The 26,951-nt window shown below is 77.7% G+C and carries 3 protein-coding genes (1 of these 3 cut by a window edge); all 3 read right to left on the bottom strand.

The window, feature by feature from the left end:
* Window positions 1–8: 8 nt before the first annotated feature.
* Tightly spaced (each overlapping or abutting the next), the 3 genes in view from ACZ6EJ_RS05465 to ACZ6EJ_RS05455 form a layout consistent with a single transcriptional unit that may run on beyond the window.
* Window positions 9–9,224, bottom strand: coding sequence for an SDR family NAD(P)-dependent oxidoreductase (locus tag ACZ6EJ_RS05465; protein WP_469264816.1), 9,216 nt, complete (start codon window positions 9,222–9,224; stop codon window positions 9–11).
* Entirely contained in the window at window positions 9,221–16,291 is a 7,071-nt protein-coding gene (locus tag ACZ6EJ_RS05460; RefSeq protein ID WP_469264815.1) for an SDR family NAD(P)-dependent oxidoreductase, read from the bottom strand. Before ACZ6EJ_RS05460 ends, ACZ6EJ_RS05465 begins: the two co-directional genes overlap by 4 nt.
* On the bottom strand, window positions 16,288–26,951 hold the 3' portion of the coding sequence (locus ACZ6EJ_RS05455; protein ID WP_469264814.1) for an SDR family NAD(P)-dependent oxidoreductase. It continues 9,031 nt past the right edge of the window; only the last 10,664 of its 19,695 coding nucleotides appear in the window; its start codon lies beyond the right edge, outside the window; the stop codon is at window positions 16,288–16,290. The genes ACZ6EJ_RS05460 and ACZ6EJ_RS05455 overlap by 4 nt, the downstream gene beginning before the upstream one ends.

Below are 26,951 nucleotides of genomic sequence, written 5' to 3'. Positions count from 1 at the left end.
CCCGTCCCTCACTCCGTCCCGGACGTGAGCCGTTCGAGCACCAGGTCGGCCAGCGCGCGCGGGGTCGGGCACTCGTAGAGCACGTCCGCCGGCCAGTCCAGGCCGGTCAGCCCGGTGAGGTGGTCCCGCAGCTCCAGGGCGGTGACCGACGTCAGGCCGAGGTCGAAGAACTCCTCCTCGGCGCCGACCTCGGTCGCGGTGTCGTACGCCAGTACGGCAGCGGCCAACGAACGGACCCCTTCCAGCACCGCGCCCGCCCACTCCTCGCGGGGCAACCGCCGCAAGCCCGAGCTCAGTTCGGAGACGGGCCCCTGTTCGTCCTCGGCGGCGGGCGGGGAATCGGCGCGTGCGTCCGCGACCGGCCGAGCGGGCGCGTCGGCGGCGGTGTCCTCGGGGCGCGCCACGTGCACCGCCGACGCGTCCAGGGCCATCGCGTGGCGCAGGCCGTCGACGGCGGCGCCGGGGGCGAGGTCCGGGTCGATCGTCACCATGAGCGGGCCGTCGCCGGTGCGCTCCCGCGGCGCGGCGTGCGGACGCCGGTCCACGGCCACCAGCGCCACCCGCGGCGCGACGGCATCCTCGAATCCGCTGCCTGTCCGGACGATCGCCGCGGTGAGTCGCACCGGTCCGGCGTCCTCGAACCCCACGGCGCCGGGCGGGCCGTCCGCCCCCGCGGCGACCAGGCAGCGGGCGCCGGCGCGCAGCACCGCGCCGACGATCGCCCCGGTCAGCGCGTCCGGCGGGCCGGCCACCAGGACATCGCCCTCGGGCGTCCAGCGCCCCGACGGCTCCGCCCGCTCGTAGGACGGGACGTACAGGCCGTCCGGATCGATCCTGGCCTCCCGGTGGCCGCCGGCGATCGCGCCGCACAGCCGGGTCCGCGCACGGGCGTCGAGCACCCTCGGCAGGGTGACGACGTGATCGCAGGGCGGCGCCCCCGCGCCCTGGACGAGCGCCCACCTCGGGACGCCGGGCTCGGCGGCCGGTTCCGCGCCGGGCAGCGCCACCACGAGATCCGGCCGCCGCCCGCCCGGATCGTGGCGGACGCGGGCGCCGTTGCGGACCAGAGCGCCCGCGATCGCGTCCGCGAGGTCCTCGTCACCGCCGGCGGGGGCCACGAGCAGCACGTCGCCGCGGAGTGCCGTCGGGCCGTCCGGCACGTGGCGCCAGCGCGCGATCCGCAACGCCGCGGCGTCCGCGCCCGAGCGCAACCGGCCGAGAGCCGCTAGGAACTGATCGGGCGTCTCGTCGCCCGCGAGGCCCAGGAGTTCCAGGGCGGCGGGGACGTCGGCGCTGTCGACGGCGGCCCACAACGGTGCGAGCGCGCGCTCGTCCGCCCCGGCCCCGGCGGGGTCGGGCACGGAAGCGGGCGGCGCGGGGTGGCAGCCCGCCCGCGCCGAGGCGGCGGGCTCGGTGGCCCGCGGCGCGGGGTCGGCTTCCGGCGCGGGCGGGGGCGCCGGCCAGTAGCGGCGGCTCGTGAAGGCGTACGTGGGCAGGGGGACGCGGGGGGTCGCGCGGTCCGCGTGGACCGCCGACCAGTCCACCTCCACACCCGCCAGGTGCAGCAGCCCCAGCGCCTCGGTCCCGGCGCGCACGTCGTCGCGGTCCCGGCGCAGCAGGGGGACCGGGCGCACGGGGGCGTCGGGGAGGCAGGCCTCGGCGGCGGGGGCGAGCACGGCGTCGGGGCCCACCTCCAGCCAGGCCGTGACCCCCTCCGCGTCCGCCTTCCGTACGGCGTCGGCGAAGCGGACGGTGGAGCGCACCTGCTCCACCCAGTAGTCGGGGGTGTCCATCGGGTGCTCGGTGCGGACCGTGGACCGGAGGGGGACGCGGGCCGTCGCGAAGCGCACCGCCCCGGCCGCGGCGCGGAACTCTTCCAGGGCGGGTTCGACGAGGGGCGAGTGGAACGCGACGCCCACGCGCAGCCTGCGGGTCCGGTGGCCCCGGGCGGCCAGTTCCCCGGCCACGGCCTCGACCGCTTCCCCGTCGCCGGACAGGACGACGGAGCGGGGGCCGTTGACGGCCGCGACGCCGACCCGGCGCGCGCGGTCGCCGCCGTCGTCCAGGGCGGCGAGCACCTCCTGCTCCGTCGCGCGGACCGCCACCATCGCCCCGCCCTCGGGCAGTCGGCCGAGCAGGCGGGCGCGGGCGGCGACGAGGGCCGCGGCGTCGGCGAGCGGCATCAGCCCGCCGACGCAGGCGGCGGACAGCTCGCCGGCGGAGTGGCCGATGAGGACCTGCGGGACCACGCCCCAGGACGACAGGAGCCTGGACTGGGCCACCTGGAGGGCGAACAGCGCCGGCTGGGCGTACTCGGTGCGCTCCAGCAGCTCCGGCCGCTCGAACACCGCCTCGCGCAGGGCGGTCTCCGGTCCGAAGTGCGCGCACACCTCGTCGAAGGCTCGGGCGTAGACCGGGAACGCCTCGTACAGGCCCCGTCCCATGCCCGGCGTCTGGCTTCCCTGGCCGGTGAACAGGAAGGCGAGGCGTCGGCGGCCGGCCGTGCCGCGCCGGAGCCCGGCGTCGGCGCGCCCGCTCGCCAGGGCCTCCAGGGCGGTGCGCAGGTCCTGCTCCCCGCTGCCGCTCACCATGGCCCGGTGGCGCTGGGAGGCCCGTGTGGTGGCCAGGGCCCGTGCCACCGCGGCCGGTTCGGCGAGGTCCCACGCCAGCAGTCGCGTCGCCTGCGCGCGCAGCGCCTCCTCCGAGCGCGCCGACAGCAGCCACGGCGCGCCGGTGAGCGCGGGCAGCGCGGACGCCGGTGGTTCGGCGGGGGGCGCCTGCTCGATCACGACGTGCACGTTGGTGCCGCTGATCCCGAACGACGACACGCCCATGCGCCGCGGTCCGGGCTGCTCGGGCCACGGGCTCGTCTCGGTGAGCAGGTCCGCCCGCCCGGCCGACCAGTCGACGTGCGGGGAGGGTGCGTCGATGTGCAGGCTGCGGGGCAGCACGGCGTGCCGGACGGCCAGGACCGCCTTGATCACCCCCGCGACGCCCGCGGCCGCCTGGACGTGGCCGATGTTGGACTTCAGCGAGCCGAGTCGCAGGGGCGCGGGGCGTTCCTGACCGTAGACGGCGAGCAGCGCCTGCGCCTCGATGGGGTCGCCCAGCGCGGTGCCGGTGCCGTGGGCCTCGACGGCGGCCACGTCGGCGGGGCGCAGCCCGCCCGCGGCCAGGGCCGCCCGCATCACGCGTTCCTGGGCGCGGCCGTTCGGCGCGGTGAGGCCGTTGCTGGCCCCGTCGGAGTTGAGTGCGCCGGCGCGGAGCACGGCCAGCACCTCGTGGCCGTGGGCGCGGGCGCGGGAGAGCCGTTCCACCAGCACGACGGCGACGCCCTCGCCGAGCGCGGTGCCGTCGGCGGCGGCCGCGAACGGCTTGCAGCGGCCGTCGGCGGCCAGTCCGCGCTGCCGGCTGAACTCCACGAACGCCGCCGGGGTGGACAGGACCGTCACCCCGCCCGCGAACGCCATCGCGCACTCCCCCGCCCGGATCGCCTGCGCGGCCAGGTGCAGTGCGGTCAGCGACGACGAGCACGCGGTGTCGACGGTGACCGCCGGGCCGTCGAGGCCGAAGGCGTACGCCACCCGTCCGGAGAGCACCCCGCCGCCGACGCCGGGCGCCAGGAAGCCTTCCGCGGCGGAGTGCTCCAGCACCATGCCGTAGTCCTGGTACATGGCTCCGACGAAGACGCCGGTCGGGGTGGAGCGCAGGGCGCCGGGGTCGATGCCGGCGTTCTCGCAGGTCTCCCAGACCGTCTCCAGCAGGAGCCGCTGCTGCGGGTCCATCGCCAGGGCCTCGCGCGGTGAGATGCCGAAGAACGCCGCGTCGAACGCCGCGGCGTCGTGGACGAAGCCGCCGTGGCGGACGTAGGAGGCGCCCGCCGTGTCGGGGTCGGGGTCGTAGAGCCGTTCGAGGGGCCAGCCCCGGTCGTCGGGGAAGGGGCCGATGCCGTCGCGTTCCTCGACGAGCATCCGCCACAGGTCCTCGGGGGTGCGGACCCCGCCGGGGAGCCGGCAGCCCATGCCCACCAGGACGACGGGGTCGTCCGCGTCGGCGGGGCCCGCGGCGGCGGGGGCGGGGGCCGCCGTCCGGCCGGTGAGCAGGTCGTCCAGGTGGCGGGCGAGTGCGGCGGGGGTGGGGTGCCCGAACACCAGGGTGGCCGGCAGGCGGAGGCCGGTCGCGGCGGCCAGCCGGTTGCGGAGCTGGACCGCGCTGAGCGACCCGAAGCCGGCGTCCTTGAACGCCCTGTCGGCGTCGACCGTGTCCGGTGACCGGTGGCCGAGGACCGCCGCGGTGTGGGCGGTCACCAGGTCGAGGAGGGCGCGCCGCCGTTCGTCGGGGCTCAGCCCCGCCAGGCGGGAGGCCGACGCGGAGTCGGGGGCGGGGTCCGCCGCCGCCGCGGCGCGGCGCGCGGGCACGCCGGTCAGGTTCCGCAGGACGCCGGGGAGGTCCTGGCCCTGGGCGCGCAGCGCGGCGGTGTCGAGGCGGATCGGGGCGAGCACCGGCTCGCCGTGGGCCAGGGCGGCGTCGAGGGCGGCCAGCGCGTCGGCGGCGGGCAGCGGGGGGAACCCGGAACGGGCGAAGCGGGCGTGGTCGGCGCCTTCCGTCATACCGCTCGTGGCCTCCCACAGGCCCCAGGCCAGGGAGAGACCGGGCCGCCCCCGCTGGTGGCGCCCTCGCGCCAGGGCGTCCAACGCCGCGTTGGCCGCCGCGTAGTTGGCCTGGCCGAGGCCGCCGAGCAGACCGGCGGCGGAGGAGAACAGCACGAGCCGTGCGTCGGGCAGCAGGTCGTCCAGGTGGCGGGCCGCCTCCAGCTTCGGCCTCAGCACACGCCTCACGCGCTCGGGCGTCAGGTCGGTCACCAGGCCGTCGTCGAGGACCCCGGCGGCGTGCACGACCGTGGTGAAGCCCGCGTCCCCGACCAGGGCGGCCAGCGCGTCGCGGTCGGCGACGTCGCAGGCGGCGGCCACGGCGGTCGCCCCGGCGGCGGTCAGTTCGTCGACGAGCCCGGTCATGCCGGGCGCGGCGGCTCCGCGGCGGGCGGCCAGGACGAGGTCCCGTACGCCCAGCGCGTGGACGAGGTGGCGGGCCACGAGCCGCCCCAGCGTCCCGGTCGCGCCGGTCACCAGGGTTCTGCCGAGCTCGGGCGGGGCGCCGGTGGCCGGGGCGGCGCGCACCAGTCTCGGCACCCGTGCCCGGCCGTCCTCCAGGGCGATCTCCGGTTCGCCGGCGGCGAGGGCCGCGGGGAGGGCCGCGAGGGTGGCGGCGTTCTCGTCGGCCAGGTCCAGGAGCAGGAACCGGCCGGGGTGTTCGGCCTGGGCGGAGCGGATCAGGCCGGCCACGGCCGCCTGCGTCACGTCCGTCCGCGCGAGGCGGGTGACCACGACGAGGGTCGACGCCGTCTCCCGTCCGCCGGCCAGCCAGTCCTGTACGCGGCCCAGCGCCTCGGCCAGGGCGTCCGCCGGTTCGCCGGACCCGGCCGTGGTGAGGACGAACCGGGCGGGCCGGTCCGTCGGCTCCGCGGCCAGCAGCCGGGCGAGGGCGGGGTCGCGGACCGCGAAGTCCCGCTCCGCGGCCGCCGGCAGCGGCAGCGGGACCCGGTCGAGGCGGAGCAGGTCGCCGCGGCCGGGGGCGGCCAGGGCGCCGGGGGGCAGTTCGCGCAGGGTGAGCGCCTCGACGGTGGCGACCGGCGCCCCGGCGGGGTCGCTCAGGGCCAGGCGCACGGTGTCGGGGGCGGCGGCGGTCAGTGTCACCCGCACCGCCTCGGCCCCGGCGGAGTGGACGCGCAGCCCCTGCCACTCGAAGGGCAGTGCGGGGCGCCCCCGGCCCTCGCCGAGGAAGCCGTCCACGGCCACGGGGTGCAGGCAGGCGTCGAGCAGCGCCGGGTGGAGGAGGAAGCCGTCCGGCGCGTCGGCGGCGGCGGGCAGGGCCACCTCGGCGTGCAGCTCGCCGTCGCCGCCCCGCCACAGGGCGCGTACGCCGCGGAAGGCCGGCCCGTAGGCGAGTCCCGCGTCCGCCAGCCGGGCGTACAGCGCGTCGACGTCGAGCGGCTGTGCGCCCGGCGGCGGCCAGGGCGACGGGGCGCGGGCGGCTCCGCCGGCGGGCGCCGGGGCGAGGACGGCGGTGGCGTGCGCGGTCCAGGGGCCCTCCCCGGTCCGGGCGAGCAGGGTCAGGGCGCGGGCGCCCGCCGGGTCCGGGTCCTCGACGTCCAGCCGCAGGCGGACGGCGGCGTGGTCGGCGAGGACGACCGGGGCGAGCAGGGTGAGCTGTTCGACGGTGGAGCAGCCGGCCTCGTCGCCGGCGCGGGCGACCAGTTCGGCCACCCCGGCGCCCGGCAGCACGATGTGGCCCTCCACGGTGTGGTCGGCCAGCCACGGCTGGGCCGCGAGGGAGAGGCTGCCGGTGAGGACGAGCCGCCCGGACCCCGGCAGGGCGGCCCGCAGCACGGGGTGCTCGACGCGGTCCAGGCCGAGCGCGGCCGCGTCGTCGTCGCGTGCGGGGGTCAGCCAGTAGGGCTCGGTGACGAACGCCGTCGTGGGCAGGTCGACCGTGCGGGCGTCCGGCCAGACCGCGCCCCAGTCGACGGACGCGCCGTGGACGTGCAGTGCGGCGAGCGAGCGCAGGATCTGCCGCCGGTCGCCCTCGTCGCGGCGCAGCGTGTGCACGACCGCCGCGTCGGACCGCAGGGCGTCCAGGGTCTCCTGGACGCCGCCCGTGACCACCGGGTGGGGGCTGACCTCCACCAGGGTGGTGCAGCCCCGCTCGACCAGGGCCGTCACGGCCTCGTCGAAGCGGACCGTCTCCCGCAGGTTGCGGTACCAGTACTCCGCGTCGAGGTCTCCGCCGTCCTCGATCCAGCGGCCGTGGACGGAGGAGAAGAAGGGGATGGCCGGGGTGCGGGGGCGGATCGGCGCGAGAGCGCGCAGCACCTCGTCCCGGACGGCCTCGACGTGTGCGCTGTGCGAGGCGTAGTCGACCTCCACGCGCCGCGCCCGTGTCCCCCGCGTGCCGCACAGGGCCTCGAACTCCTCCAGCGCGTCCGCGTCGCCGGAGACGACCACCGACGCCGCCCCGTTCACCGCGGCCAGGGAGAGCCGGCCCTCCCAGCGCCGCAGCAGGTCGCGGGCGTCGGAGGCCGGCGACGCGACGGAGAGCATTCCGCCGCGCCCGGCCAGCCCCCGCAGCGCGCCGCTGCGCAGCGCGACGACGCGGGCCGCGTCCGGCAGGGTCAGCGCCCCCGCCACGCAGGCCGCGGCGATCTCCCCCTGGCTGTGCCCCACCACGGCGGCGGGGTGGACGCCGAGGGAGCGCCACACCTCGGCCAGGGCGACCATGACGGCGAACAGGGCGGGTTGGACGACGTCGACGCGGTCGAGGTCGCGCTCCCCGCGCAGCACGGCGGGCAGGTCGACGTCGTCGTCGACGTACGGGGCGAACGCGGCCTCGCACGCGGCGATCCGCTCGCGGAACACCTCGCTGGTCCCCAGCAGGCCCAGGGCCATCTCGCGCCACTGGGACCCCTGTCCGGGGAAGAGGAACGCCACGTCGCCCGCCGGGCCCGTCCGGCCCTCGACGACGGCCGGGGACGGGCGGCCCGCCGCCAGGTCCGCCAGGGCGTCGGCCAGTTCGCGGCGGTCGCCGATGAGGACGGCGCGGTGTTCGTGGGCGGTGCGGGTGGTGGCGAGGGAGAGGGCCACGTCGGCGGGGTGCGGCGCGGGGCGTTCGGCGAGGTGGGCGGCGAGGGCGGTGGCCTGGGCGCGCGTCCCGGCGTCGGTGCGCCCGGAGACGGGCCAGGCCCAGACCCCGTCCGGCGGCTCGGGGTCCGGCGCCTCGGGCCGGGCCGGTGCGCGTCCTCCGCCCGCCGCTGCGGCCGGAGCGGGGTCCGGCGCGGGGGGCTCCTCCAGGATGACGTGGGCGTTGGTGCCGCTGACTCCGAAGGACGACACCGCCGCGCGGCGGGGTTCGTCGCCGGCGGGCCACGGCGCGTCGGCGGCCAGCAGGCGCACGGAGCCGGCCGACCAGTCGACGTGGGGGCTGGGGGCGTCCAGGTGCAGGGTCCTCGGCAGCCGTCCGTGCCGCAGCGCCAGCACCGTCTTGATGATGCCCGCGACCCCGGCGGCGGCCTGGGTGTGCCCGAGGTTGGACTTGACCGATCCCAGGTGCAGGGGGGCGGCGCGCTCGCCGCCGTACACGGCGAGCACGGCCTGCGCCTCGACGGGGTCGCCCAGCGGGGTGCCCGTGCCGTGGGCCTCGACCGCGTCGATCCGGTCGGGGGTGAGGCCGGCGTCGACGAGGGCCTCGCGCAGGACGCGCCGCTGGGCCGGGCCGTTGGGCGCGGTCAGGCCGTTGCTGGCGCCGTCGGAGTTGACCGCGGTGCCCCGGACGACGGCGAGCACGCGGCGTCCGGCGGCGAGCGCGGCGGAGAGGCGTTCGACGACGAGGACGCCGACGCCCTCCGACCACGCGGTGCCGTCGGCGGCGGCCGCGAACGGCTTGCACCGCCCGTCGGGGGCCAGGGCGCGCTGGCGGCTGAACTCGACGAACGCGGCGGGCGTGGCCATCACGGTGGCCCCGCCGACCAGGGCCATGTCGCACTCGCCGCGCCGCAGGGACCGTACGGCCAGATGGAGGGCGACCAGCGAGGACGAGCAGGCGGTGTCCAGGGTGAGGGCCGGGCCGCGCAGTCCGAGGTGGTAGGCCACCCGCCCCGAGACGACGCTGCCCGCGCCCTGGGCCCCCGGATAGTCGTGGTGCATGACGCCGGTGAACACGGCGGTACGGCTCTCCCGCAGGCCGGCCGGGTCCAGTCCGGCGCGCTCGACGGCCTCCCAGGAGGTCTGGAGGACCAGCCGCTGCTGGGGGTCGGTGAACAGGGCCTCCTTCGGCGCGATACCGAAGAACGCCGCGTCGAAGTCGGCGGCGCGGTGCAGGAAGCCGCCCTCGCGGACCGTGCTCGTCCCCGGATGGTCGGGGTCGGGGTGGTAGAGGCCGTCCACGTCCCAGCCCCGGTCGCGGGGGAAGCCGGTGATGCCGTCGCGGCCCTCGGACACCAGCGTCCACAGGTCCTCGGGCGTCTCGACGCCGCCCGGATAGCGGCAGGCCATGCCGACGATCGCCACGGGCTCGGCGGAGCGCTCCTGGAGGTCGCGCAGCCGCTGCCGGGCGGACCGCAGCTCCACGGTGGCGCGTCGCAGGTAGTCGCGCAGCTTGTCCTCGTGGGTCATCGGGTGCGGTCCTCCGGTCGGGGCGGCGGGGCGCCGAGCTCGGCGTCGATCAGGGCGAAGACCTCGTCGTCGCCCGCGGTGGCGAAGGCGTCGGCGGGGTCCGCCGGGGAGTGCGGGGTCAGGGCGTCGAGCAGGCCGCGGACCCGGTCGGCGGTGCGGTCGCGGGCGGTGTCGTCGGTCGCCGTCGCGGTGAGCGCGGCGGCGAGGCGGTCGAACGCGGCGAAGAGGGCGGGCAGGTCGCCGGCCTCCTCCTCGCCGCCGTACCGCCCGGCGAGGTGGGCGGCCAGGTCGGCGGGGGTGGGGTGGTCGAAGACCAAGGTGGCCTCCAGGGACAGGCCCAGGGCCGCGCCGAGCCGGTTGCGGAACTCGATGGAGCTGAGGGAGTCGAAGCCGAGTTCCTGGAAGGGGCGGTCGGGCTCGACGGCCGCGCCCGAGGGGTGGCCCAGCACGGCCGCGGCCTGTCCGCGCACCAGCGCCGACAACCGGGTCCGCAGCTCGTCGGGCGGCAGGCCGGCCAGGTCGGCCAGGTCGGCCTCCGGGCCGGGCGCGGCGGGCGGCGGGGGCAGGAGGCCGTGCAGAAGGGGCGGGACCGGGGCGGCGGGGCCGGGGGCGAGGCGCGCGGCGGTCACCGCGGGGTGGGGGCCGTCGAGGGCGGCGTCGAGGAGGGCCAGGGCGGCGTCCACGGGCAGGGGCCGGATGCCGCCTCGGGCGAGCCGGTCCTGGTCGGCGGCCATCCCGGTCTCCACCGCCCAGGGCCCCCAGGCCACGGACACGGCCCGCTGCCCCGCCCCGGCCCGCTGCACGGCGAGGGCGTCGAGGAAGGCGTTGGCCGCCGCGTAGTTGCCCTGGCCGGGTCCGCCGAGGACGCCCGCCAGGGAGGAGAACAGCACCAGTTCGGCGTCGGGCAGCCGGTGGTGGAGGTTGAGCGCGCCGTCCACCTTGGGCCGCAGCACCCGGTCGAGCCGTGCGGCGTCGAGGGCGGTGACGACCGCGTCGTCGAGCACGCCCGCGGCGTGGACCGCCGTCGTCACCTCCCGGCCGGCCAGCAGCGCCGCCAGGGCGGCGTCGTCGGCGACGTCGCAGGCGGCCGCCTCCACACGGGCCTCCAGTGCGCCCAGCCCCGCGGGCAGGCGCCCGGTGCGGCTGACCAGCAGCAGGTCGCGCACCCCGTGGCGGCGCACGAGGTGGCGGACCAGCGGTGCGGCGAGGGCGCCGCTCGCGCCGGTGACGAGCACGGTGCCGCGCCGGGGCGCCGGGGCCGGGGGCTCGGCGGCGGGGACGCGGACCAGGCGGGCGGCCCGCACCTGTCCCCCGTTGAGCAGGAGGTGGGGTTCCCGGGAGCCGAGGGCGCGCGGGAGGCAGGAGGCGTCGTGCGCGTCGAGGAGCGTGAACCGGCCCGGATGCTCGGACTGCGCGGAGCGCACCAGTCCCCAGGCGGCGGCGGTGACCGGACCGGGGCGGGCGGTGGCCAGCACCAGGCGTGCCCCGGCGAACCGGGCGTCGGCCAGCCACCGCTGGACCACGTCGAGCACCTCGCGGGTGAGGGCGTGGACGGCGGCGGCCGTCCGGCCGGCGGGCGGCGCGCAGTCCGCCGGCGCGTCGGGGGCGATGGGCCACACCACCACGGGGGTCACCTCCGTCAGGGCGGCCAGGCGGTCCGCGCGGACCACTTCGGCGCCGCTCTTCTCCAGCACGGCGGTGAGCCCGTCCGGGTCGGGGCCCAGAACGGCGTAGCGGGCGCGGGGGGCGGGCTCGGCCACGTCCACCGGCAGGAACTCGACCCGGTGCAGCGGGTCGGCGGGGGCGCCGGCCGGGCGCAGCAGGACCGATTCGACGGACGCGACCGGGGCCCCGTCCGCGTCGGCGAGGTGCACCTCGACCAGGTCGGGCCGCAGGTGCGCGACGCGGGCGCGGGCGGCGGTCGCCCCCGCGGCGTGGACGCGCACGCCGGTCCAGGCGAACGGCAGGCGGGGGCGGCGGCCGTCGAGGGCCCCGCCGAGGGCCACCGCGTGGAGGGCGGCGTCGAGCAGCACCGGGTGGAGCCGGTGGGCCGCCGCGCCGGGGTCGGACGGCGCGGTCCCCGGTACGGCGACATGGGCGTGGACCGCGTCCTCGGTCCGCCAGGCGCGGCGCAGGCCGCGGAAGGCGGGGCCGTAGCCGGAGAGGGTGTCGTAGAGCCCGGTGACGTCGATCTCGTCCGCGCCGGCGGGCGGTGGCGGGGTTCGGGGGGCGGGGTCGGCGTCGGGGGCGAGGACGCCGGTCACGTGCTCCGTCCACGGTGTGGTGGCGGTGCGGGCGTGCACCGTGAAGGGCCGGTGGCCGTCGGGCGCGGGCGGGGCGGCGACCAGGCGGAGGTCGGCGTCGCCGACGGCCAGCGGTGTGTGGGTGATCAGCTCCGCGACGCGCGGGCAGCCCAGGCGGGCGCCGGCGTCCAGGGCCAGGTCCACGAAGTACGTGCCGGGGACGAGCGCGTCGCCGCCCACGGTGTGGTCGGCCAGCCAGGGCTGCTCGGTCGTCGACAGGCGTGCGGTGAACACGTCGCGGTCCAGCAGCTCCACCCGTTCGGCCGGGGCGTGTGCGCCGGGGCGGGGCGGGGTGGGGGCGGTGCCGATCCAGTGGCGTCGCCGGGCGAACGGGTAGCCGGGCAGGGACAGTCGGCGCGGCGGCTCCTGCTGGGGCAGGGTGATCTCCGCGCCCCGCACCCAGGACCGGGCCAGGCCGTGCAGGTCCGTGCCGTCGGGGGGCGGTGCGGCTCCCCGGCGGCGTCGGCCGCGCAGGCGGCCCTCGCCGGTGCGCAGGGCGTGGGCGAGTTCGGCCGTCGTGGTGGCGACGACGGCGAGCCGTTCCTCGAAGTGGTCCCGTCCGGCCCACAGGGTGAAGGCGAGCGCCGCCGGGTCGAGGGGGCGGGCGGCCGTGGCGAGGCGGGCCGCGAGGGCGGCCGGGGTGGTCGCGCCGTCGATCCTCGGCCGGATGCCGAAGACCTCCTCGACGCGCTGTTCGAGATCGGCCAGCCGCGGGTAGTCCAGGCCCAGTTCGGACAGCGGCTCGCGCGGGTCGGCGGAGGAGCCCACCATGTCGGCCACCAGCGCGTCCACGGCGGTGGCGGCGTCGGGGCCGTGCCCGCCCGCCTGTTCCAGGGCGGCCAGCAGGGCGGCGGCCGCCTCGTCGAGCCGGTCGGCGTCCTTCGCCGAGAGCACGAACAGCCGGGGGCGCGCCGGCCGCGGCGGGGCGGGCGGGGTCGGGTGTTCGGCGAGGACCAGGTGGGCGTTGGCGCCGCCGGCGCCGAAGGAGCTGACGGCCGCCGTCCGGGGCGCGCCCTCGCGCACCGCCCAGTGCTCGGCGGCGCGCTGCACGCGGAAGCGCGAAGCCGCCCAGTCGACCGCCGGGTTGAGGGTGTCGGCGTGCAGGGACGGCACGAGGCGGCGGTGGCGCATCTGGAGGACGACCTTGGTGAGGGCGGCGATGCCCGCCGCCGATTCCAGGTGGCCGATGTTCGTCTTGACCGACCCCACCGGCCAGGGTCCCCGGCCCGCGCCGACGCGGTCGAAGGCGCGTTCCAGGGCCGCGATCTCGATGGGGTCGCCCAGAGCGGTCCCGGCGCCGTGCGCCTCGATGTAGCCGATGTCGGCCGTGTCGGCGCCGGCCGCCGTCAGCGCATCCGCGACGAGGGCGGCCTGGGAGGCCGGGTCGGGCACGGAGAACCCGCCGGTGTGGCCGCCGTGGTTGAGCAGCGTGCCCCGGATCACGGCGTGCACGTGGTCGCCGTCGCGCAGGGCGTCGCGCAGCGGCCGCAGGAGGACGACGCCGACGCCCTCGCCGGGCACGTATCCGTCACCGCCCGCGCCGAAGGCCCGGCAGCGGCCGTCGGTGGAGAGGAAGGAGGACTGGCTGAGCAGCAGGTACTTGTTCGGGTGGACGTGCAGGTTGACACCCCCGGCCAGGGCCGCCTCGCACTCCCCGGCGCGGATCGCCCGGACGGCGAGGTGGATCGCCGTGAGCGACGAGGAGCACATGGTGTCCAGCGCGATGCTCGGCCCCTTCAGGTCCATGAAGAAGGAGACCCGGTTGGCCACGGACGCGCTGAACGACGAGGGGACGAGGCCCGGTTCGTCGCGGACGCCGTGCAGTTGGTACTGGTTGTACATCACCCCGGCGAACACGCCGACGGCCCGGCCGCGCCAGGCCGAGGGCGCGTGGCCCGCCTCCTCGAAGGCGTGCCACGCCTCCTGGAGGAACAGCCTCTCCTGCGGGTCCAGCACGGCGGCCTCGTTCGGCGAGACGTGGAAGAACCCGGCGTCGAACTCGTCGGCGCCGTCGAGGAACCCGCCCCACCGGCCGTACGAGCGTCCCGGCACGCCCTTGGTGTCGGTGTGGATCGCCCGGTGGTCCCAGCGGTCGGGCGGCACCTCGGTGACGCAGTCGCGGCCCCCGTCGAGGTTGGCCCAGAACTCGTCGAGCGTACGGGCCTTCGGGTAGCGGCCGCTGATGCCGACGACGGCCACGGCGTCGTCGTCGGGGAGGCCGGCGGCCCTTGCGACGGTGGTGCGGTCGACGCGCTCCGGCGTCGGGGTGGTGGCGCGGTCGTCGTGCTCCACCGAAGCGGCGGTGGAGCGGTCGTCGGCGTGCCCCGGCGGCGCGGCGGTGGCGCGGTCGACGTGCTCGGGCGTCGCGGCGTCCGGTTCCGGTGTGAAGCGGGCGGTGATGCGGGGTGCCGAGCCGACGAGGGCCGCCACGTGGGGTCGGCCGCCGCCCACGGCCCGCAGCAGCACGTCCACCGCCGTGGGGGTGTCCATGGGCGTCAGCCCCAGGGAGCGCAGCGCGGCCGGGTCCACCGGCATACCGCCGTCCGCCCAGGCGGGCCATCCGATCGACACCACCCCCGGCTTCCCCTTTGCGAAGGCGTCGAGGAAGGCGTTGGCGCAGGCGTAGTCGGCCTGTCCGATGTTGGCCCAGACGGCGGACGTGGAGGAGCACAGCACCAGGAAGTCCAGGTCGAGCCGGCGGGTGGCCTCGTACAGGTGGCGGGCTCCGGTCACCTTCGGAGCCAGCACCGCGCGGACGTCGTCGGCGTCCTTGCCGGCGATCAGCCCGTCGCGCAGGACTCCGGCGGCGTGCACGACCCCGTGCAGGGCGCCGAACCGCGTCAGGGCGTGTTCGACCGCGTGGGCGACGTCCTCGGCGCGGGTGACGTCGGCGGCGAGGACGGCGACCTCGGCGCCCAGGGCGGTCAGTTCGGCGACCCGTCCCTCGGCGGCCGGGGCGGTCGCCGTCCGGCCGCACAGCACCAGCCTGGCCCGTACGGTGCGGGCCAGGTGCCGGGCCAGTGCCAGGCCGACGCCGCCGAGGCCGCCGGTGATCAGGTACACGCCCCGTTCGCGCGGTCGCGCCGCGTCCCTCGGAGCGGGGATCGGCTGGACCTCGCGGACGCCGCGCTCGCCCGCTTCGTACCGCACGTCGGCGTCGGGGAGGCCGGCGGCGAGTTCGGCCAGGGCGTCGGCGGCGTACGGCGAGCGCACCACCGCGGCCCGTACGCGGGGCTGTTCCGCCCCCAGGGTGCGCAGCAGCGCGGCGAACGCGGCGGCCGGAGGCCCGTCCGGGACGCGGCAGACGAGCCGGACGGGGCCGCGGGGGTGGCGGGGCAGGGCGGCGGCGAACGCGACGAGGGCGGCGGCCTCCTCCTCGACGTCCTGCGGGTGGGCGGGGGTCCACAGCACGTCGCGGGCGTCGGAGGCGGCGAGGAGGGCGTCCCAGTCGCGGGAAGTCGACGTGTCGACGGTGAGCACCGGGGCGGGCGGCCGCTCCGGCGCGGGCGGCAGGGCGGCCGCCCGCCAGCGCGGTGCGAACCAGACGACGTCGGCGGGCGGTTCGCCCGGCCCGCCGCCGCTCGGCCCGTCCACCGCGCGGGTGCTGGTCGGGGGGTCGGCGGACGGGGGCGCGGAGGGCGTGTTCCCGGCGGGCCGGACGCCGTGCGGAAGCCGGTACTCCCCCAGGTGCCCGACCAGGGAGGCGAAGGTGTTGTGCTCGAACAGCAGCGTGGGGGAGAAGTCCGTGCCGTAGACCCGTTCCAGGTCCGCGGCCATGCCGAGCAGCGCCGTGGAGTCCAGGCCGAGTTCGTAGAAGCCCGCCCGCTCGTCGAACTCCGGGTCCCGCAGGCGCGCCGCGAGCAGGTCGCGCACCACCTCCTCGGCCGCCGCCCCGGCCGGCCGGCGGTCCGGGTCGGGGCCGCCGAGCCGGGTGATGGACTCCTCGGTGCGTACGCGTTTGGAGGTCAGCCCGCGCAGCCATCCCGACACCCGGCCGTCCGGGTCGAGGAACTGGAGGTCGCACACGGTGAGGTCGCCGTCCGGGCCGACCTGACGGGGCGGGACGGCATGGACCAGGGTGCGGGGGCCGAGAGGGCTCCGGGCCCGGAACGACTCGATGAGCAGCGGGATGTAGGGGCGCGCTTCCGAGCCGGTCGGGGAAGGGGCGAACCGGGTCGGCAGCAGGGTCGCGGAGTCCAGCGCGGCCGGATGCACGAGGAAGTAGTCGGCGTACGCGGCGGCCTGCGGGCTCAGCGACAGGTCCGCCAGCAGTTCCGCGTCGCCGACGTGCAGGGTGCCGCGGGCCCGCATGAAGTCGCCGTGCTCGATGCCGGTGCGCCGCACGGTCGCGTACAGCTCGGCCATGTCGGCGGTGCGGCGGGCCCCCGCGCGCAGCGCCGCCAGGTCGACGGACCGCTCGGGGAAGGGCGCGTGCAGGCGCAGCCGGCACTCCAGGACGGGTTCGGTCCGCCCCGAGGGGGGCTGGGTCCCCGTCACCGTGACGCGGTGGCCGTCGCCGTCCGCGGTGAACACGAAGCGCAGCGCGGTGGTGGAGTCGGCCCCGGCCGCGACGGGGTTGCGGAACAGCACGCGGCTCAGCTCGGCCCGGCCGGTGTCGACCCCCCGTGCGCGCAGGATGCGGTGGATCATGTCGAGGAACGACACGCCGGGCAGGACGCGCGTGCCGTGCACCCGGTGGTCGCGCAGGACCGGGTCGGTTCCGCGCACCACCACGGTGCAGGTCAGGCCATCCAGCGCTGTCATCTCTCTCCTTCCGGCACGGCCGTGAAATCGAGCTCGAAGAACGGCGCGGGCATGTCCGCCGGCACCCGCTCGGGCACGGATGCGGCGGGCGCGGATACGGGCACGGCGGGCGGCTCCTCGGCCGGTACGGGTGCGGCGGGCGCGGGTGCGGCGGGCCGGTCGAACCAGAACCGCCGGCGGCGGTAGCGCGGCGGGGGCAGGGGGCCGCGCGCGGGCGCCAGGCCCCCGGGGGCCTGGCGCACCACCAGGTGCGCGTTGGTGCCGCCGAACCCGAAGGAGCTGACCGCCGCTCGGCGGGTGTCGCGGTGGTCGGGGAACGGCAGGGGCTCCCGTACCGGGAACAGGGCCGACTCCTCGAAGCGGAATCGCCGGTTGAGGGTGGCGCAGTGCAGGGTGGGCGCCAGCCGCCCGTGCTGGACCGACAGCACGACCTTGATCAGCCCGGCCATGCCGGCCGCGCTGAGCGTGTGCCCGATGTTGGTCTTCACGCTGCCCACGCCGCAGAAGCCGGTGGCGTCGGTGGAGGCGCGGAACGCCTCGGAGAGCGCCTTCAGCTCCATCGGGTCGCCGATCATGGTGCCCGTGCCGTGCGCCTCCACGTAGCCGAGATCCCGCGCACCGATGCCGGCGTCCGCCCAGGCCGCCTCGACGACCTCCCGCTGGGCACGCGGGTTCGGTGTGGTGATCCCCATGGTGCGGCCGTCGTTGTTGAGCGCGCTGCCCTCGACGACCGCGTGGATGCGGTCGCCGTCCCGGATCGCGTCGGACAGGCGCTTGAGCAGCAGCGTTCCCGCGCCCTCGCCGAGGACGATGCCGTCGGCCCGCTCGTCGAAGGTGTGGCAGCGGCCGGACGGCGACAGGGCTCCGGCCGCGCTCATCCCGAGGTAGGGCACCTCGTCGAGGAGGATCTCCGCGCCCGAGGCGAACGCGAGGTCCACCTCGCCGGACCGCAGGGCGCGGGCGGCGAGGTGGACCGCGACCAGCGCGCTCGAACAGGCCGTGTCGACGACGACGGCCGGCCCGCGCAGGTCCAGGTAGTGGGAGAGCTGCGCGGCGATGAAGTTCTGGGCCAGTCCGCTGATCGCCTGCGGCCCGGTGGCACGGTGGTGCGCGCCGAAGTTCGCCGCCCGCGCCCCCACGAAGACGCCCGCGCGCCCGCCCGCGACCTGTTCGGGGGCGAGACCGGCGTCGGCCAGGCATTCGGCCCCGGTCTCCAGGACCTGGCGCACCAGGGGGTCGATGTGCTCCGCGCCCGCCGGGTCGAGCCGGAAGAACTCCGGGTCGAAGTCCTCGATGCCGTCGAGGAATCCGCCCCACTTGCTGACCGTGGAGCCGGGCCGGCCGTCCGGCCGCCAGAACCGCTCGGGGTCCCAGCGGGACGGCGGCACCTCCGTCACCGAGTCCGTCCCCGTGACGAGGTTGTGCCAGAACGCCCGGTGGTCGGGCGCGCCGGGGAAGTGGGCGGCGAGGCCGATCACGGCGACGGCGTCGTCGGCCGGGGCGACCTCGGGGGCCGGTCGGGTCGGAGCCGCGGGAGGGGTCGGGGGCACGGGAGGCGCCGAGGTGGGCGTCGCCGCTTCGGCGACCTCAGCGGTCCGGGTGGCCGGCGCGGGCGGGACCCGGTCGCGCAGCGCTCCGGCGAGGAGGGTCGCGGTGGGGTTCTCGATGACGGCGGAGGGTTCGGCGACGACGCCCAACTCCCGTTCCAGCGCGGCCAGGATCTGCGCGACCATGATCGAGTCCACGCCCAGGTCGGCGAAGTCCTCGTCCGGTCCGACCCCGTCGGGGTCCAGGTGCAGGGTGGCGGCGACCACCTCGCGCACCCGGCGTACGAGGTCGTCCCCGGCCGGGGACGCGCCCGCCTCGGGTACGGCGGGGGCGCCGCCCGGCCCGCCGGGCGCGGCGGCGGGGGCCCGGCCCGCCGGCCGCTCGGGGGCGGGTACGGCCAGCAGCGTGGCCGCGTCGAAGCGGGCGGGGTCCACGACGCACGGCAGCACGACCGGATCGCTGCCGCTCATGGCCCGGTCCAGCAGGGCCAGCCCGGTCTCCGGGTCCAAGGCGCGCAGGCCGAGGTGCCGGTACGCGGGAGTGTCCGCCTCGGGCATACCGGCCGACCGCCAGCTCGGCCACTGGATCGACCTGACGACGCGGCGCCCGGTGGCGGCCCGGTGCTCGGCGACCCGGTCGAGGAGGGAGTTGGCCAGCGCGTAGTCGCTCATCCCCGCGGCCAGCGCCGGCACCTGCCCGGCGATCGACGAGTACAGCACGACGAAGCGCAGCGGGTCGTCCGCGCACGCGTCGAGGACGGCTCGCAGCCCGGTCGTCTTCGGCTCCAGGACCTGCCGTACGTCCTCCATCCGCTTCCCGACGAACGCCGGGTCGCGCATCACTCCGAGCCCCGCGCAGTGCACCAGGCCGGCGATCGGCCCCAGGGTGCGCCGGGCCCGGTCGACGGCCTCGGCGATCCGGTGCGGCGGGGCCGCCTCGGTCATGACCCGTACGCCGGGGCGCTCCAGAGCCGCCAGGTCGCGCAGGCGCGCCGCGAGGGCGGGGTCGGCGCCGGGATCCGCGATGAGGGCCGGCCAGGTGGAGCGGGCCGGCAGGGGGGTGCGGCCGAGCAGCAGGAGGCGGTCGGCGCCGCGCTCGACGAGGCGGGCCGCGACGAGCCGCCCCAGCGCGCCCGTGCCGCCGGTGATCACCACGGTCCGGCCGGCCAGGTCCGCCGACCAGTCGGCCGACGCCGGGGCCGGGTCGGCGGGGCGCAGCACCGGGCGGTGCCGTACGCCGCCGCGTACGCAGGGCTCGGTCACGGGGTCGGTGGCGGCGAGTTCGGCGGCGGCGGCCGCCCGTACGGCGGCCGGTTCGAGGGTGTCGAGGTCGAGGGTGCGGGCGAACACCCCCCGGTACTCCGCCGTGATCATCCGGACGAGGCCCGCCTGCGCCGCGCCCCGCAGGGTGGGGCGGCCGGCCCGGAACCGGGTGAGGCCGTGGGTGAGGTGCAGGTAGGCGAGGCCTCGGGTGCGGTGTGCGGTGATCAGTTCGCGCAGCAGGGCGATCCGGTCACCGTCGACGTGGACGTCGTCGAGCGGTTCGGCCGTCAGGTCGACCGCGTCGATCACCGTGACCGTCTCCCCCGCCGTCTCGGCGATCCGTGCGAGGGCGCTGGGGTCGCCGTCCAGACGGACCAGGGCGGCGCCGGGGCCGAACGCCGCCCGGGCGAGCGGTTCGCTCTCCGCGCCGACCAGCACGGCGACCGCGTCCGGCAGTCGGCCGGCGGGCAGCGGTGCGGGCTCCCAGTCCTTGACCAGCAGCAAAGTGGACTCCCGCGGGCGCGCCGGTTCCGCCGGGGGCTCGGGGGGCTCCGGCAGCCAGTGCCGTTCGCGCGCGAACGGGTAGGTCGGCAGGGAGACGAGCGGCGGCCGGTCGCCGCGCAGGGCCGCGAAGTCGACCGGTGCGCCGCTCTGCCAGAGCGCGGCGAGCCGGTCGAGACGGCCCTCGCGGGCCAACCGGGCGAGGTGGGCCGCGCCCTCCGGCTCGGTCAGCCAGGCGTGGTCCCCCTCGGCGCGGCCGCAGGGCAGGTCGCCGGCGAGGAAGGCGGTCAGGCGGTCGCGCAGCTCCGCGGCGGAGGCGAAGACGAGGGCGAGCCGTACGGCCATGGGGACCCGGCCGGTCTGGGAGGTGTACGCGAGCGAGGCCGCCGACGGCGCCCCGGTGTCGAGGAGGTCCACGACGGCCGAGGCGTAGCGGCGCAGGGCGTCCTCGTCGCGGGCGGACAGGACGAACACCTCGCGGTCCGCCTCGCCCGCCGGGGCCGGCGCGCGGGGCGCGGGCGGCGCCTCCTCCAGGACGACGTGGGCGTTGACGCCCCCGAAGCCGAAGGAGCTGACGCCGGCGCGCCGGGGCAGGGGGGCGCCGTCGGCGTCGGCGGGCGCCCAGGGGGCGGTCTCGCGCACCGGCCGGAACGGCGTCCCGGTGAGGTCGATCAGCGGATTGAGGGTGTCCAGGTGGAGGGTGGGCGGCAGGGTGCGGTGGCGCATGGCCAGCATCACCTTGACGACCCCCGCGACGCCCGCCGCGGGTTCCAGGTGGCCGATGCTGCTCTTGACCGCGCCGATCCCGCAGGAGGTCGCGGGGCCGCGGGCCAGGGCGCGGTGGGCTCGGGTGAGGCCGTCGATCTCCACCGGGTCGCCGAGCGGGGTGCCGGTGCCGTGCAGCTCGACGTAGGACACGGTCTCGACCGGCACCCCGGCGTCGGTGTAGGCGTCCACCAGCAGGTCGGCCTGGGCCAGCGGGTTGGGCGCGGTCAGGGAGGAGGCGCGGCCGCCGTGGTTGACGGCGCTGCCCCGGATCAGCGCGTGCACGCGGTCGCCGTCGGCGAGGGCCCGCGCGAGGGGTTTGAGGACCAGGACGCCGACGCCCTCGCCCTTCACGTAGCCGTCGGCCCCCGCGTCGAGGGTCTTGCAGCGGCCGTCCGGGGAGAGGACGCCGAGCTGGTTGCCGGCGACCACGGTCTGCGCCGTCAGCACCAGGCTCACGCCCCCGGCGACGGCGAGTTCGATCTCCCCGGCGCGCAGGGCGCGCACGGCGCGGTGCAGGGCCACCAGGGAGCTGGAGCAGGCCGTGTCGATGCTCTCGCTCGGCCCTCTGAGGTCCAGGAGGTAGGAGACGCGGTTGGCGAGCATGGTCCGCGCCAGACCGGTGCCGGCGTGGGGGTTGAGCCGTCCGCCGCCGAGGATCATCGTCTCGTAGTCGTTGAACTGCACCCCGGCGTAGACGCCGACGCGGCGGCCGGCCAACCGGTCGGCGCGGCAGCCCGCGTCCTCCAGCGCGGCCCAGGTCTCCTCCAGGAAGAGCCGGTGCTGCGGGTCCATCGCCTCGGCCTCGGCCGGGGAGATCCTGAAGAACCGTGCGTCGAACCGGTCGACGTCGGTGAGGAAGCCGCCCCAGCGGGCGGTCCCGCCGTAGCGCTGCCCCACCTCCCGCCAGTCCCAGCGGTCGGCGGGGGTCTCGGTGATCAGGTCCCGGCCGTCGGCCAGGTTGCGCCAGAACGACGCGAGGTCCGGTGAGCCCGGAAACCGTCCCGACACGCCGATGACGGCGATGGCGTCGGCGGCCGCCTCCCCGGCGGCTGCGGGCCCTTCGGCGGGCGGCGGCGTGCTGCCTGGAGCGGGGGCGCATCCCGGAGTCGGGGCGGGGGCCGGGGGCTCTTCTGCATCCCGGCGCTGCTCCCGCTCCCCCACCGGCCCCGGCAGGGCGGGGTGTTCGGAGAGGAGGTGGCGGGCGAGCCGTTCGAGCGTGTTGGCGCCGAAGAGCGTCGTCGTCGGCACGCTCGCGCCGTAGCGCTGCTCCAGGGAGGCGGACAGGGACTGGAGTCCGAAGGAGTCCAGTCCGTACTCGCCGAACCCCGCTTCGGGGTCGAGGGCGTCGGGCGCCATGCCGACCAGTCCGGCGACCAGTGCCCGCAGATCGGCGAGGAGGTCGCCGGATGCCGGGGCGGGTGCGGCGCCGGTCCTCGGGCGGTCGGGGGCCTCCCGCTCGCGGACGCGCTGGGCCTCGACGAGCGCGCGCATCCGCTCCGGCTCCCCCGGCAGTACGGCGATCTGGGGGTGGTCCAGGCGCAGCGCCAGGTCGAGGAGGCGCTGCCCCTCGTCGGCCTCCAGGTAGCGGAAGCCGGTGCCGGCGAGGTAGCGGCGTTCGTCCACGGGGTCGACGTGCATACCGCCGTCGCGCCACAGGGGCCAGTCGATGGAGACCGTGCGCCCCGAGCGGCGGCCCGCCGCGCACAGCGCCGCGCGCTCCTCGGCGAAGCCGTCGAGGAAGCGGGCCCCGACCGCGTAGTCCACCAGGCCGTAGTCGCCGAGGCGGCCGGCCAGGGAGGAGTACAGGACGAAGACGTCCAGCGGTTCGTCGCGGGTGACCCGGTCCAGTACGCGGGTCCCCTCGATCCGGGCGCGCAGGTGGGACCGGAACTCGGCGAGGTCCTTGCCGGGCAGCGGGGTGCGGGAGGCGGTCCCGGCGAGGTGGAAGACGCCGTGCAGGGCGCCGAAGCGCTCTTTGGCGGCGGCCACCGCGCGGGCCATCGCGTCGGGGTCGTCCACGGACGCCTGGACGTAGGCGACGTCCCCGAGGGCGTGCAGTTCGGCCAGTTCCCGCGTGCGGTGGGCGGCGGGCGAGCGGCCGGTGAGGGCCACGCGGGCGCCGCGCGCGAGCAGGGTGCGGGCGAGCAGCAGGCCGAGCCTGCCGGCGCCGCCGGTCACGAGGTGGACGCCGCCGGGGCGGAGCGGGGAGGGGGCGGCGGGCCGGGGGGCGACCGGTTCGGGCACGGACACCGTGCGGCCCCGCGCCGTCAGGCGGACCGCGGGCGCGCCGACCCGTCCGGCCGTCACCTCGGCGACGAGGGCGGCCGGTTCGACCGGGCCGGTGACGCGTACGACGCAGAAGGCCGTGCCGGGGAGGGCGGCGCGCAGCGACACGTCGAACCCGCCCCACGCCTCCGCCATCGCGTCGTCGGGCGCCAGGGCGTGGACGCGGGTCGCTGCGCGGGTGGCGGTCATGGCCTGGACCAGGAGGTAGACGGACTCGGTGGCGCACTCCGGCCGGTCCGGTTCGGTCAGCGCCCACTGGTGGACGACCCGGTCCGCGGGTGTGGCGAGCAGCCGCCGGTAGTCCTCCGGTTCTCCGGGGCGCAGCGTGACGGCCGTGCCGTCGTCGGCGTACGCCGAGCCGGGCCGGACGTGGACGGCGCCGGGGACCGGCAGGTCGCCGAAGACCAGCACCCGGCCCGTGAACGGGGCGGCGGGCGGCACGGGTTCGGGCGTCCACGCCGTGGTGTAGAGGCTGACGGGGGCGTGCTCCTCGATCGCCCGGCCGCCGGTGGCGGTGGCGGCGGTCGGTGGGCCGGCGGTCGGGCCGCTCTCCGGACGCGTCGCGGTGTCGGCGTCAGGGCCGGTGCCTGCGTCGGCTTCGGCGCCGGTATCGGCGTCGGTGAACCAGTGGCGCTCCGCCGCGAACGGGTAGGTCGGCAGGGACCGGCGTACCGGTGTGCGGGTGCGGCGGGCGGCCCAGTCGATCGTCCGGCCGAGGACCCAGGCGGCAGCGGTCTCCTCGTCGGGGCCTGTGAAGGGGGTCCGGTCGGCATGGCGGCCGACCCGGCCGAGGTGGACGCCGTCGTGGTCGCCGGCGAGGTGGCGCCGCAGGACGGCCACCGCGTGGTCCCCGGACCGGGCGACGAACGCCAGGCGTTCGGCGTGGCCGGTGCGGCCGGTCTGGAGGGTGTGGGCGGTGCCGGCGAGGTCGTGCCGCCAGGCGTCCCGCGTGTCGACGAACGCCCTGGCGTAGGCGCGCAGCCGTTCGGGGTCGCGGGCGGAGAGGACGAACACGGCCGGGCCGTCGGTCGGCGGCTCCTCGGGGGCGGGGCGCCGGTACTCCTCCAGGACGGCGTGGGCGTTGACCCCTCCGTAGCCGAAGGCGCTCACACCGGCCCGGCGCGGCACGCCGGGCGCGGGGGGCGGCCAGTCGCGCGCGCCCTCCAGGATCTCGAAGGGCGTGCCCTCCAGCCCGAGGTGGGGGTTGCGCTCGGGTCCGTGCGGGTCGCCGGTGAGGCGGCCGTGGCGCATCGACAGCAGGACGCGCAGGACGGCGGCGATCCCCGCGGCGGGTTCGAGGTGGCCGATGGTGTTCTTCAGCGCGCCCAGGGCACAGTGCGGGGCGGTGGGCGCGGGGTGGCCCCAGTCGCGGTACAGCTCGTCGAACGCCTGGCGCAGGCCGTTGGTCTCGGCGGGGTCCCCGATGACCGTTCCGGTGCCGTGGGTCTCGATGTAGCCGACGGTCCTCGGGTCGACCCCGGCCGCCCGGTGGGCCCGTACGACGACGTCGGCCTGGGCGCGCGGGTTGGGGGCGGTGAGCGAGTTGGCCCGGCCGCCGTGGTTGACGGCGGTGCCGCGCACCACGGCCAGTACGGGGTCGCCGTCCGCGAGGGCCTGGCTGAGCCGTTTGAGGACGACGGCTCCGACGCCCTCGCCCCGCACGTACCCGGCGGCGTCCCGGTCGAAGGCCCGGCCGGCGCCGTCCGGGCTGAGCATCCCCGCGCGTTCGAGGGAGGCGAAGGTCAGGGGCGACAGCATGAGGTTGACGCCGGCGGCGACGACCGTGCCGCAGTGCCCGAGCCGGACGGCCTCGGCCGCGCGGTGCAGGGCCACGAGCGAGCTGGAGCAGGCGGTGTCGACGGGTTCGCTGGGGCCGCGCAGGTCGAGGTGGTACGACACGCGGTTGGCCAGCATGGACGGGGTCAGGCCCGTCGCGGAGTAGGCGTCGGCGGCCGTGCCCGAGCGCCGCACCAGCTCCGCGTACTCGCTGGAGCCGACGCCGACGAACAGGCCGGTGTCGGTGCCCGCGAGGGCCGCCGGATCAATGCCGGCGTCCTCCAGCGCGGTCCACACCGTGCGCAGCAGGAGGCGCTGGCGGGGGTCCATCCAGCGGGCCTCGCGCGGGGAGATGCCGAAGAACAGCGGGTCGAAGCGGTCGATGTCCGGCATGAAGCCGCCGCGGGCGACCCGCGTACGGTCGGGGCCCCGAGCCGGATCGCCGTAGTGCGCCCCGGCGTCCCAGCGGTCGGCGGGCACGTCGCCGATGAGGTCGCCGCCCCGCCGCAGCGCGGACCAGAACGCGTCCAGGTCGCGCGCGCCGGGCAGGATTCCGGCCATCCCCACGATCACGACCGGGTCGTCGGCGGGCCGGGCGCCGGTGGGCGGCGGATCCGCGGAGGCCGTCGCGGGAGGAGCGGGGGCGGAAGCGGGGGCTGTCGCGGGAGGAGCGGGGGCGGGAACAGGGGCCGGAGCGGGGGCCGGGGTCGCGGTGTGCGCGTGTTCGCGTTCCAGCCACGCGGCGAGCGCCGCCGGGGTGGGTGTGGCGAGCAGTTGGTCGGGGCCCAGGGGGACGCGGCAGGTCGTCGCGACGGTGTCGGCGAACCGGATCAGGCTCAGGGAGTCCAGGCCGTGCTGGTGGAAGGTGTCCGCCGCGTCGAGGTCGGTGACGGGGTAGCCGGTGAGCTCGCCCAGCAGGCGCAGCACGGTGTCGAGTGCGCCGGGGGCCCGTTCGGGGGCGGGATCGGCCGAGCCGGCGGAATCGGCGGAAGGCGCGGGCTCGACGGGGGACGCGGGTCCGGCGGAGGGCACGGCCCCGGCGGAGGCTGCGGCCCCGGCGGCGGACACCGGCCCGGCCGGGCGTGCGGGTCCGGCGGAGGGGGCCGCGGCGTCGATCCAGCAGCGGATGCGGGCGAACGGGTAGCCGGGCAGCGCGAGCGGGCGCACCGGGGTCCGGTGGGCGGCCGTCCAGTCGAAGACCTCGCCGTCGGCCCAGCGGCGCGCCACGTCGTGCGGGTCGGCCGGCGAGGGCACGGCGGCCGGACCGGGTTCCGTCGTCACGACGCCGGTGCAGCCGACCGGCCGGCCGTCGAGGAACGCTTCCAGCGCGTCGGCCAGCTCCTCCGCCGAGCGTGCCACGACGGCGAGGCGGTGGGCCATCGCCTCCCGGCCCGTCTGAAGGGTGTGGGCCAGGCGTACGAGGTCGACGGCGGGAGCGGCGCCCGTGCGGGCGGCGAGCCGGCGCAGCGTCGTCCCGGCGCGATCCCCGAGCGGTCGGTCCGGGTCGCCGGAGCCGGTCAGGCGGACCAGGGTGGCGGGGTCCAGCCCGAGTTCGTCGAGCGGTTCGTCCACCGCGCCGACGGGCACGCCGGCCGCGGCGGCGAGGGCCTCCGGGCTGGCGGCGGGCCGTTCGGACGCCCGCAGCCAGGCCGCCGTACGGGTGACGACTCGGCGCAGGGCGTCCGCGTCACGGGCGGAGAAGGGGAGGACCACGTCGCCCGCGGGGGCGGGGACCGGCTCGTCCTGCCGGTACTCCTCCACGACCAGATGGGCGTTGGAGCCCCCCGCCCCGAAGGCGCTGACCCCGGCCCGCAGCGGGGCGGCCCCGGTCCAGCGCTCCGCCTCGCGCTGCACCCGGAAGGGCACGGCGTCCCAGTCGACGGCCGGGTTCAGCGTGTCCGCGTGCAGGGACGGGGCCAGTTCGCCCGCCCGCATCTGGAGCAGCACCTTGGTGAGCGCGGCGATGCCGGCGGCCGACTCCAGGTGGCCGACGGCGGACTTCACCGAGCCGAGCGCGACCGATCCGGCGGGGAGGTCGCCGAACGCCCGTGCCAGTCCGGCGATCTCGGCCGGGTCCCCGAGGGCGGTGCCGGTGCCGTGCGCCTCCACGTACGACACGCTCGCGGGTTCGGCGCCGGCCGCGCGCAGCGCCTCGGCGACCGCCTCGCTCTGGGCGCTCGGACTCGGCACGGCGAATCCGCCGGTCTTCCCGCCGTGGTTGACGGCGCTGCCGATGATCACGCCGAGTACGCGGTCGCCGTCGCGCTCGGCGGCGGCGAGGGGTTTGAGCAGGACGGCGCCGACGCCCTCGCCGGGGACCATGCCGTCGCCGTCGGCGGCGAAGCTGCGGCACCGTCCGCCGGGGCCGGTGAAACCGCCGGCGGCGAGCTGGCGGTACTTGCGGGGGTGCGGGGTCAGGTTGACGCCTCCGGCGAGGGCGTAGTCGGTCCGTCCGGACGCCAGGGCCTCGCAGGCGAGGTGGATCGCCGTCAGGGAGGAGGAGCACATGGTGTCGATCG

The organism is Streptomyces sp. NPDC041970 (assembly GCF_055588985.1).
The sequence above is the reverse complement of the archived record's forward strand: the minus strand, read 5'-3'. Positions and strand labels throughout refer to the sequence as shown.

Excerpts from the sequence above, each read along its gene's own strand:
- ACZ6EJ_RS05465 (WP_469264816.1), bottom strand. The coding sequence starts at position 9,224 with ATGACCCACGAGGACAAGCTGCGCGACTACCTGCGACGCGCCACCGTG.
- ACZ6EJ_RS05460 (WP_469264815.1), bottom strand. The coding sequence starts at position 16,291 with ATGACAGCGCTGGATGGCCTGACCTGCACCGTGGTGGTGCGCGGAACC.